This window comes from Bifidobacterium sp. MSK.13.1 (assembly GCF_019131435.1).
Lineage (GTDB): Bacteria > Actinomycetota > Actinomycetes > Actinomycetales > Bifidobacteriaceae > Bifidobacterium > Bifidobacterium pseudocatenulatum.
Genome location: NZ_JAHOMM010000003.1, coordinates 176,296 through 187,881 on the forward strand (window position 1 = coordinate 176,296; position 11,586 = coordinate 187,881).

The following is an 11,586-nucleotide window of genomic DNA, read 5'->3' on the forward strand; positions in this document are numbered from 1 at the left end:
GCAAATTCAGGTGAACGACAAAGACGTTCGGGGGTTGACGCTCCGGCACACCAAATATTCAGGCGACGTTATTGCCGAACACCCTCGTCTGCAGATCCTTGCGCAACGTTTCCAGCTTGGTAATCTGGCCAAGCAGCTCGATTTTCTCGGCACCGTCCGGCAGTTGCGCCATGCGACGCTGGTCCGCGCCGATTTTGCGCATGATGCCCGTGTCAAGCAGTCGAATGATGAGTTCAGACGCGTATCTGCGTTCGTCGTCGGTCGGCTTGCGCAATTGCACGTTGCCTTCCTGCGATTGTTGCGACGCACGTTCCGCGTCAGTATCGCTCGGAGGAAGCGGCAATGGCATGACGGCAAGCTCGTTGATGACGGATTCCAACATCGGACCACCCGCTTTGGTGAGATTGTGCATCCACAATCCTTGCGGGGTATCAGCAGACGGCAGTCCCCCGGCCGCCGCGACCGCTTGGAATAACGTGCGGAATACGGGGGTCATGAAGCTCGACAGCGTAAGACTGGCGAACAGTGTCGGATCAACGGCAAGCGGCACTTGAATCAGGGTTGCCATGAACTGCTGTTCGCAAATGAACACGGCATCATCAATGCGATAGTAGGATTGCTCCGCCGCATCACGATGTTCCAACGCCTTCCGCGCGGAAGGATTCGCATACGGATTCGCGCCTTGTTCCATACGCGGTTCCACCGCAGCTCCGGCATTGCCTGCAAAACGACGTTTCGGAGCGTACGCATCTTCGTCCCGCACCTGCAGTTTGCGTCGTGCGTCACGCACTTCACGCTGCATGATATCCAAGTCGACGCCGATCTGGCGCACCGCCTTGCGTGAATACAAATCCAACAGGGAACGGTCACGAATCTGTGCGATCAACGGCGCCACCGCCTTGACTGCGCCCATCTGCCCAGTGGTATAAGTGGTGTCGAAACGCCCGATCGCGGTTTTGATCACGAAATCATACAGTGGTTCGGCATGATCGATCAACGCGCGAACCGCCTCATTACCTCGCTTGATACGCAAATCGCACGGGTCGAGATTGTCGTCGGCCACAGCAACGAACGCCTGCGTCGAAAAAGCGGAATCCAAGCCGAACGCATGAATCGCAGCCTTCTGACCGGCCGCATCGCCATCGAAGGTGAACACGATACGCGAACTCAACGCCTGTCCTTCAACCTTCAACGGACCAACCAGCTGTACCGCACCCAACGAATCGTCGGCGATCAGACGACGCACGATCTTGGCATGCTCGGCACCGAACGCGGTGCCGCATGTCGCGATCGCGGTATCAATGCCGGCCAAATGCATGGCCATCACATCCGTATACCCTTCGACGATCACCGCCTGACGTTTCTTCACAATCGCCGACTTCGCCATATCAATGCCATACAGCACCTGGTTTTTCCGATACAACTGCGTGTCGGGAGTATTAATGTATTTCGCGCTAATCGAATCATCCTCATACAACTTGCGAGCGCCGAAACCAAGCGTGCGTCCGGTTGAATCGCGAATCGGCCATGTTACGCGGCCACGGAAATAGTCATACACCCCATGCTGGCCTTGACGGGCCAAACCTGCGTCCAACATTTCCTGCTGTGTGAAGCCCTTGCCTGCCAAGTACCGCACCAGATTATCCCAGCCTTGCGGAGCATATCCGCAACCGAATCGTTGGCAATCGGCCTGGCTGAAATTACGGCCATCAAGCAGTTTGCGCGCGGCGAGCGCGTCTTTGGTCATCAGCTGCGAGACGAAAAACTCCTGCGCGGCCTCGTTGGCTTCCAACAGGCGGGCACGTTTCGAACCGGTATGCTCCTTCTTGGCGTTCGACTGGTCATAACGCAATTCGATATGGTATTTGTCGGCCAAAAGCTCGACGGCATCACGAAAGTCGACGTTCTCCTGATGCTCCACATAGCCGAACACGTCTCCGCCAAGACCGCAGCCGAAGCAATGCCACACACCGAGCGCCGGACGCACGGAAAAGCTTGGCGTTTTCTCGTCATGAAACGGGCACAGCCCCACGTATGTGCCAGTTCCTGAAGGTTTGAGCGTAACCGTTGCAGACACAATGTCGTACAAATCGGCGGTGGCGCGAACTTTTTCGATATCTTCCTTCAGAATCATTCCTGGCATAGCTCACCACCTTAACAGCAAGCGCGGCACGTTGACCAACCATCGAACGTACCGCGCCCACCATATTGACTTTCACGGCGTGCCTCCCATCGCACGCCTGATTCTTTATAGGAGGGTTGCGGGATCGAGTTTGGCGAGATCTTCGACCGACAGCACGTCAGAGGCATGCTCGTACAGGCGCGGGATACGGTTGCACAGGCAGGTGAAGATCTCATAGCTGATGGTTCCTGCGGCACGGCCCCAATCGTCGGCGGTCGGCTCGGCATAATCCTCTCCGCGACCCGGTCCGAACAGCTGCACGGTGTCGCCCTCATGCACGCCAAGCTTTTCCGCGGAACCGTGCAGGTCAAGCATAAACTGATCCATGCACACGCGACCGGACACACGGTAGAGGCGCGGACCCTCCGTGGTCATCACACGCACCGGGCCTCCTGGCTTGACCACATGCTTCGCGCCTTCCATATCAAAACCGGAAGCGGAACGGTGAATGCCGTCCGCATAGCCGACAGGCACGATCGCGGTGGACGTATCGGACGGAGTCAGGTACGTGCGGCCATAGGAAATGCCATGGCCCGCTTCAACATCCTTGACCGTACCAAGCTGCGCCTGCAACGTCATGGCCGGCGTCAAACCGTATGTACCTGGCGTGCCCATGGCCGGATCAGCCTCATAACCATACAGGCCGATACCCGGGCGCGTCAGCTCAAAATGAATCTCGGAACGTGAAAGCGTGGCAGCGGTATTGGCGAGATGACGAATCTCCGGCGCAATGCCCGCCTGCTCCATACGACGGGTGAAATCCTTGAAATTCTCGATCTGCCTGTCGGTGGATGCCACGAATTCAGGAACGTCCGGAGCGTCCGCCACCGCCAAATGGCTCCACTGGCCGACGATATGCAGCACACCCTCCTTGGCGAGCGGCACCAGCTTGGCGAGCGCCGCGTCGAACGTGGCGGGCGTGAACCCGTTGCGGCCGAAACCGGAATCGACCTTCACATGCACACGTGCGGTTTTTCCAAGACGACGCGCCGCAGCCGCAACGCCGTCAATGCCCGGCAATGATCCGACGGAAATATCGATATCATTGTCGATCAGCTCGTCAAAAGGCACAGCCATGCCGTTATATACCCATGTCAGAATGTGGCAGCGGTCCGGCCCGATGCCCGCCTTGCGCAGCAGCAGCGCCTCATGTGATTGCGCCGTGCCCAGCCAGGTCGCACCTCCCGCCAGTGCCGCGAGCGCGGCCGGAATAAGACCATGCCCGTACGCGTCGGCCTTGACCACACCCATCACGGCGGTGCCGGAATTCGGGCCGCCAACCACGCTCACCAGATGACGCATGTTGTTTCGCAATGCGGCCATATCGACGATGGCCTGCGCCGGATATTGCTTTTGGGCGGCCTCATAATTGGCCTTGCCTTGTTCGGATGAGAATTGCCATTCACGGGCAGCGTTGAAAGTCATGACTCTATTGTTGCGCTCCCACGTGACGGCTTCGAAAAAACGCGCACACTTAGCGAGACGATTCACGGGGTTTTCACGGTTTTGTCCGTGCCAGGTTTTTACACTCTCCTTACATAAGGCGCGTACACCTCCCGTATATGAGGCGTTCAGCCCTTCTTTGATTTCTGGCGTTTGAGGCGTGCCAGAGTCCCGGAAATCCGTCCGGTCCAGCCCATATAAAACCATTTTTAGGGAATTAAGACCATGGATCTTTTTCGCAAAAAGTCAGTGGACCAGCTCGTATCCGAGTCGACTCCGCTGAAACGCACATTGAAAACATTTGACCTTACCATGCTGGGAATCGGCGCCATCATCGGCACCGGCATTTTCGTACTCACCGGCAAGGGCGCCCTCACCGCAGGTCCGGCATTGTGCATCTCCTTCCTTCTGGCCGCGGTCTGCTGCGGTTTCGCGGGATTGTGCTATGCGGAGTTCGCCGCGATGGCACCAGTGTCCGGTTCCGCATATTCGTACGCGTATTTGGCGTTCGGCGAGCTGATCGCGTTTGTGATCGGCTGGGATTTGATTTTGGAATACGCATTGCAGGCGGCCACCGTGTCCGCCGGATGGTCCGGATATTTCAACAAACTGTTGGAAGGTTTCGGCTTGCATCTGCCAGTTGAGCTGACCGCGGCATACGGCACCACGCCAGGCGTGACCACATACTTCAATCTGCCTGGTTTCGTGATCGTGCTCATCATCACTTGGGTGCTGTCCATCGGCATCAACCAGACGAAGAAAACCAACGATATTATGGTGATGATCAAACTGGCCATCATCGTGCTGTTCATCGTGTGCACCGTCTGGTACATCAATCCCGCCAATTGGAAGCCGTTCTCCCCGTACGGCATTTACACGTTCCAGCCGGGCTCGACGCAGCCGTACGGCATCGTGCCGGCCGCGTCGATCGTGTTCTTCAGCTTCATCGGCTTTGACGCGGTGTCCTCTTCCGCCGAGGAGACCATCAATCCGAACAAGACACTGCCGCGCGGCATTCTGATCTCGTTGGCCGTGTCCACCGTGCTCTACATCGTCATGACGCTGATCATGACCGGTGTGGTGCCATACAAGGAGTTCGCGAACTTCATTGATGCTCCGGTGGCCGGCGTGATTCTCGAAACCGGTCTCAACTGGCTGGCGTTCGTTGTCAATCTTGGCGCTCTGATCGGCATGACCACGGTGATGCTGGTGCAGCTGTACGGCCAGTCCCGCATCTGCTACGCCATGAGCCGCGACGGCCTGTTCCCGAAGTTCTTCGGCGAAGTACACCCGAAATACCGCACCCCGTTCAAAGGTACATGGTTCTTCGGTATTCTAACGGCCATCGCCGGCGGTTTCATCAACATCAACGTGCTGTTCGAATTGGTGAACATCGGTACGCTGTCGGCGTTCATCATCGTGTCCGCAGGCATTCTGTGGATGCGTAAGACCCAGCCGGACGCACACCGCGGCTTCCGCGCCCCGGGCGTACCGTTCACGCCGATCTGCGCGATCATTTTCTGCTTCATCCTGATTTGCGGTTTGAATTGGGAAACCTGGGTGCGTTTCGCAATCTGGTTCGCCCTTGGTTTGATCGTGTATTTCGTGTACAGCCGCAAGCATTCCGCATTGAACGAGCCAGGACTGTTCTAAAAACCGACGATACGGTTGCTTTCGATATATCTTTCGTAAGATATATCGAAAGCAACACAATCGGATATAAAAATCCCGTTGAACATCTGAAATACGATATTCAACGGGATTTTTGCTTCTCAATATCGAAGATTATTTGCGATTATTTGCGATGAATTTATATTGATTGATATCAATCCATATAAATCCGCAAATCTCACCATTCATGCCGTTGATAAGCGATACGCGTGGTGTCGGACGGCCTGTCAAGCAACTGAATCAAGCCGCAGCGCGCGAAACCATTCGATTCGAGCACATGCTGCATGGCCTTGTTGTTGGGATGCGTATCCGCGCGCACATTGCCGTAATGTTCGATGCACCAGTTGATGCAGTCCTTCGCCGCACCCTTGGCGAGACCCGACGAGGCGATCCGGTGGATGGTCACATACGGATCGTCATCCAGCCAGGCACCATCGATATTCACATACGTCGGGTCGATGCCCGGACACAATGCGAACTGGGCGAGCACACGTTCCTCGCCATCAACCGTATCGACAAGCAACACGGTGCGTTGCAATTCGACATCGTCACGAACCACTTCCTCACGAGGGAACTTATCACCCCACTGCGTGGGATTGCCATTGGAGGCCATCAACTTGCGGGCATGCTCATAAATCTTCAGCATGGTCGGCAAATCAGCCATAGTGGCGCGACGGAACCGCCGTTCAGAGGTAATGACGCTCTCCTCACCCATCTCGTTCACCTTTGCATCACCTTGTCTTCTTCCGAGCGTCAAAAATACCATGCCCACGGCACAGTATTCGCAATATGCCCGAAAAAAGACGTGCAATCGCACGCAAATCAGACCAGACGGCGCTCAAACGCGTCAGAGCTGATGCCCTTGGCGAGAATATCCTTGCACCATTCCTTCGCCGTGAACAGGCTATGGTCGCGGTAATTGCCGCAGCTTTCGATGGTGGTGGCAGGAACGTCATCCCATGTGGCCTCGTATGCGATGAATTCCAACGCCTCCTTCAACGCGCGAGCCACTTCTTCCGTGGAATGCTCGCCCCACGTCAGCAGGTGGAAACCGGTACGGCAGCCGAACGGGGAACAATCGATATAACCGTCGATACGTTCACGCAACAGCACCGCAATCGTATGTTCGATGGTGTGCAGGCCACCGGTCGGAATCGCATTCTCATTCGGCTGCACCAAACGCAAATCATAATTGGAAATCACATCGCCATTCGGACCGGTCTGCGTGTCGATATAACGCACATACGGAGCCTTCACCTTGGTGTGGTCGAGCTGGAAGCTTTCCACAACCGGCTTGTCTTCTGCCATCATCAATCCTTTCTTCAACAACTGTTCGTCTCTACTGTCGCCGTTTTGCCGGCATACGTCAACCTCACCGCCATACATGTTGCCGATAACGTGTTACGTATCGTATAAAACGTATGATTTTGCAATAATCGATACGCTTATTCCTCAAGCTGACACGTCGCCTGATTCATGCAACGAAATCGCGGATCACTTCCATGAACCGTTCGCCATACGCTTCCAATTTGAGCGCACCAACGCCATTGACTTGCGAGAATTGCTCGCCGGTGACCGGCCTGATACGCACCATATCGCGCAACGTTTTATCGGAAAAGACGATATACGGGGGTTTACCGAGTTCGCGGGCGATGTCAAGCCGCAACGCACGCAGTTTGGCGAACAATTCCTCGTCTCCGTCGCCCGGCACATACGATCCCATGGCCTGAGAGCCCACGGACGGCGATTCCGCACGTTTCGCAGCGCGCTTCCGTTCGATCTTCTTGATTTCATAATGAAAATTCGGCGCGACCGTTTCCGCCGCACGTTCACCGAAGCGAACGATCGGCATGGAACCTTCCGAGATGGAAAGAAAACCATCCGTCGCCATCTGGCTGAGCACGTCACGAATCTGCGCCTCCGAAGTCGCGCTCAACATGCCGTACGTCGGTAGATCGGCAGGATGAAGATAGTTCAAATCCTGCGCTTTCGATCCTCGCAGCACTTTGACGATCTTCCCCGAACCGACCTTCTGGTTCACGTCATGCACGCAGCGGCTGATGGCCCGCGCGATATCCGTGACGTCAACGGTTTCAAACGTATTCCCGCAGTTCGCGCATCCTCCCACGCATGTGCCGTCATCACGGACGGCCGCTCCCCCGGCCTCACCGAAATACCTGGTCATATACTCGTGCAGACAATCCGTGGTACGGCAATAACCGATCATGGCGTTGAGCAGACGCCGTTTCGACGCACGCACGACCTCCTGCTCTTCGGCGGTCAAACGCTCGTTCTCATAATCCGAATCAAGCAGCCTTCGCCTCGTAGCAATATCAGATTCGTTCCACAGCAACGTGCACCGGCTCGGCTCGCCGTCGCGCCCCGCACGACCGGCCTCCTGATAGTACGCTTCGATCGATTCCGGCATATTATGGTGGATCACATAACGCACGTTCGACTTGTCGATGCCCATGCCGAACGCATTCGTGGCAACCACCACAGGCACACGGTCGGTTACGAAATCACGTTGTGCCCGTTCCCTCGTTTCGGCCGACATACCGCCATGATAGGCGACTGCGACCATGCCAAGTCGCGTCGCATCCTCACCTTTCGTAGCACGCAGCTCGCACACGGCGATATTCAACGATTCGGCAAGCGACTCCACTTCCTTGCGGGTCGCGCAATACACGATGCCGGATTCGTCAGGATGATCCGCAATATATGAAGCCACCCACGAAGCCTTATATTTCCTTTCCATCCTGATCACATCGAAATACAGGTTGGCCCTGTCGAAGCCGGTGACGGTGACGGACGGATCGCTCAATCCGAGAATTCCGATAATATCGCGACGCACCCGTTCCGTCGCGGTCGCAGTGAACGCGGCAACCGTCGGACGGACCGGCAATGCCTTCAGAAAATCGCCGATACCAAGATATGACGAGCGGAAATCCTGACCCCATTGCGACACGCAATGCGCTTCGTCAACGGCGACCAGAGAAATCGGCACACGACTGGCGAACGTGCGAAAACGTTCGGTTTCCAAACGCTCCGGAGCCACATACAGCAATCTGATCCGTCCCGACAACGCCTGTGCGAACATCAGATCCTGTTCGTCGGGACTTTGCGTGGTATTGATGAACGCGGCTGGAATGCCCACGTCGTTGAGTGCGTCGACCTGATCGCGCATCAACGAGATCAACGGGGAAATGACGATGGTCATGCCCGGAAGAAGCGTGGCGGGAATCTGGTAGCAGATCGACTTGCCAGCGCCGGTGGGCATGACGCCGAGCGCATCATGGCCTTGGATAATCGCATTGACTATGCCTTCTTGACCGGGACGGAAGGCGTCATATCCGAAGTAGGTGCGTAGGGCGTCACGCGCCGACGTAAACTCTGTCATACGCAGCAGTCTAGTATCAAACCGCTTCTACTCGGTGCGGAGGGCGGTGGCGGGATCCTGCTTGGAGGCGCCACGACTTGGGATGAGGCCGCCGATCAGGGTGAGCACTACGCTGAGAATCACCAGAGCGATGGCATTACCGACCGGCAGCACGGCACTGACCTCGGTGGTACCCATGAAGTGGTGCAGCACGCTGTTGATCGGGAAGTTGAGCAGCACGGTGGCACCAACGCCGATCAGACCGGCCAGCAGGCCGATAATGCCGGTTTCCGCGTTGAATACGTTCGACACATTGCGTTTGGATGCGCCCATGGCGCGCAGAATACCGATTTCCTTGGTACGTTCCAGCACGGAAATATAGGTGATAATGCCGATCATGATCGACGAGACCACCAATGACACAGCCACGAAAGCGATCAGCACATAGGTGATGACGTTGATGATGGTGGTTACCGAGTTCATCATCAGACCAACGTAGTCGGTGTAGGTGATCTTGTCTTTTTCCTTGGCGGTCTTATTGTATTCGTCGATGGCGTCGTTGATGGAATTCTTGTCTTCGAAGCTGTCGACGTAAATGTTGATGGAGCTTGGTGCGTCACGGCTGACCACGCCGAAATCAGCGAGATTGTCGTTGTAGGAGCCGGTGGACACGTACTGGTTGTAGATGGCGACCAGCGTGGCCTCGTCGGCGGTGGCGATATAGGCGTCGAATTGGTCGGCGAGCTGCTGTTCGCCCATCTGAGCCATGGCCGCGGCCTGCTGGGAGTCACCTCCGGATGCGCCTGCGGCCGCCATCATGTTCTGCGCCATCTGCGCCTTGCTGCTTACGCCGAGGGATGCGACGTAATCGCGGGCATCCTGAGCTTTGGTGGCATCGTCGGACGGCGAGAACGTCATGCCGTTGAGCACATTGTGATCTTTATCGGACCGCTGTTCGGTGACGATTTCACTGGATTCGGCACGGTCGATCAGCTCATTGGTCAGAGCACGCGTATAGCCCACACCGGAGGAAAGCGGGGTTGCGTCAGCATCCTCTACCGGCTTAACCACGCCCACGATCTTCAGATCGATGGCCTTGTCGGAGTCGATCAGCGCATTAATCTGGTCCACATCGTCGCCCACGTACGTCCAATGGCCGTTATCGCCTTTGACATACTGGTCGCAGGCCGGCAGCAGCTTCAGCGTGCGGTCGATAACGTCGGAATAGTCAATCTTCTTGGTATCGGTTTTCACATCGTCGCCGGAATTGAGCTGGTTCATCATATCGTGGTATTCACTGGCGGATTTGAGGCCTAGCTCATACACAGCGGTTAACGACAATGAATTGTTCTCGTCAAGTACGAGTACAACCTCGTTCTTGTTCTTTGGCCAGGATCCTTCGACTACCTCATAATTGTCGGAAATGACCTTGCCGACGTTCTTTTTGCCATCAGCGCTTGGCATGATCTCATGGAACGAGCTCGGTGCAGCATTCTGGTCGGTTTTACCCGTGAGCATGCTCACGCGCGTCGACGTAAAGGTGGATGAGTCGGCAGACATCAGCGAACCGTCCGCCATCTGGTCGGCCATCGATTTGGTGCCGGTTTTGCCCACCGTCACACCATCGGCGTTGACAAGCGTGCCGTCTGGATCGTGTGAGAATACGGAGAACCTCGTATCATACGAATACTGGATTCCCGCGGAACCGATATACCGATTGATGTCACTGTCCTTATTATCAAGGTATTTCTTGAACGCGCTCAGATTGTTTTCGGTAATGCTGCTGGTCATCGAAGCGGTGCCCTTGATGGCGGCATCATCCGGATAAATCGCGTCGCTCTTATGCTTCTTGCCTTGATTGTCCGCACTCTGCTGGCCGGAAGTCATCATGCTGGTCAGGTCGAAGGTCTGTTCGTCGATGCTGATCGGGTAAGCAGTCATCGTCTCGCGCTGAATATTGTCGATATAAGTGTTCACGCCTGCCGAAACGGACATGATCAATGCGATGCCGATGATGCCGATGGATCCTGCGAATGCCGTAAGGAACGTACGGCCCTTCTTGGTGCGTAAATTGTTGAAGCTCAATGCCAACGACGTGCCGAACGACATGGATACGCGGCCCATGGTCTTGTGCACGGAAGCGGTAGCCGTTTCGTTCTGGGCTGGTTCGAACGGGTCGGAGTCGGAACGAATCACACCGTCCTTGAGCTCCACAATGCGCGTGGCATACTGGTAGGCCAGTTCGGGGTTATGCGTCACCATCACCACGAGGCGGTCTTTGGCGACCTCTTTGAGCAGATCCATGATCTGCACGGAAGTGTCGGAATCAAGCGCACCGGTCGGCTCGTCGGCGAGCACGATGTCCGGATCGTTCACCAATGCGCGCGCAATGGCCACGCGCTGCATCTGACCGCCGGAAAGCTGGTTCGGCTTTTTGTTGACATGCTCGCCCAAACCCACTTGTTCAAGCGCCTTGCGCGCACGCTCTCGACGCTCCGAATGCGATACGCCCGAAATGGTTAGGGCAAGTTCCACATTCGACAGAATGGTCTGATGGGGAATGAGATTGTAGCTCTGGAACACGAAACCGATGGTGTGGTTGCGATAGGAGTCCCAATCGCGGCTTTTGTATTGTTTGGTGGAAATGCCGTTGATCACCAGATCGCCGGAATCATAGTGGTCAAGTCCGCCGATGATGTTGAGCAGTGTGGTTTTGCCGGAGCCGGAAGGTCCGAGAATGGCCACGAATTCGCTGTCACGCAGGTTAAGGCTGACGTTATCCAGCGCCCGCTGCACGAAGTCGCCGGTTTTATACTGTTTGGAGATGCCTTGAATTTGCAGCATACCGCCTCGTCTCGATAATCATGGGCGTTCGATTCCACAGAGAATGCGCTGGTAGATGAACACGAAC

General features: G+C 55.9%; 7 protein-coding genes. 1 reads left to right on the forward strand and 6 read right to left on the reverse strand.

Annotation, left to right across the window (positions count from 1 at the left end):
• Positions 1 to 58 precede the first annotated feature (58 nt).
• Both dnaG and alr read right to left on the reverse strand, forming a co-directional pair.
• Positions 59 to 2,143 (reverse strand): DNA primase, encoded by a 2,085-nt coding sequence (dnaG, locus tag KSY55_RS05535; protein ID WP_065438818.1) that lies wholly within the window; start codon positions 2,141 to 2,143, stop codon positions 59 to 61.
• Between the two features lie 105 nt (positions 2,144 to 2,248).
• Positions 2,249 to 3,607 (reverse strand): alanine racemase, encoded by a 1,359-nt coding sequence (gene alr, locus KSY55_RS05540; RefSeq protein ID WP_033524280.1) that lies wholly within the window; start codon positions 3,605 to 3,607, stop codon positions 2,249 to 2,251.
• Between the two features lie 243 nt (positions 3,608 to 3,850).
• On the opposite strand from alr, the gene KSY55_RS05545 reads away from it, so the two are divergent.
• Positions 3,851 to 5,278, forward strand: a complete 1,428-nt coding sequence (locus KSY55_RS05545) for an amino acid permease (RefSeq protein WP_055063093.1) — start codon at positions 3,851 to 3,853, stop codon at positions 5,276 to 5,278.
• 196 nt (positions 5,279 to 5,474) lie between these two features.
• Here KSY55_RS05545 and KSY55_RS05550 read toward each other — a convergent pair whose 3' ends face one another.
• The 4 genes from KSY55_RS05550 to KSY55_RS05565 form a co-directional block, all read right to left on the reverse strand.
• Positions 5,475 to 6,011 carry a GNAT family N-acetyltransferase gene (locus tag KSY55_RS05550; protein WP_217749594.1) on the reverse strand — a complete coding sequence of 179 codons (537 nt, stop codon included), beginning with the start codon at positions 6,009 to 6,011 and terminating at the stop codon, positions 5,475 to 5,477.
• Between the two features lie 107 nt (positions 6,012 to 6,118).
• Positions 6,119 to 6,604, reverse strand: coding sequence for an S-ribosylhomocysteine lyase (locus KSY55_RS05555; protein ID WP_022245363.1), 486 nt, complete (start codon positions 6,602 to 6,604; stop codon positions 6,119 to 6,121).
• Positions 6,605 to 6,770: 166 nt separating this feature from the next.
• Positions 6,771 to 8,696: a DNA helicase RecQ gene (recQ, locus tag KSY55_RS05560; protein ID WP_217749595.1), complete on the reverse strand. Its 1,926-nt coding sequence runs from the start codon at positions 8,694 to 8,696 to the stop codon at positions 6,771 to 6,773.
• Between the two features lie 27 nt (positions 8,697 to 8,723).
• Positions 8,724 to 11,519: an ABC transporter ATP-binding protein/permease gene (locus KSY55_RS05565; protein ID WP_065439936.1), complete on the reverse strand. Its 2,796-nt coding sequence runs from the start codon at positions 11,517 to 11,519 to the stop codon at positions 8,724 to 8,726.
• Positions 11,520 to 11,586: the final 67 nt, after the last annotated feature.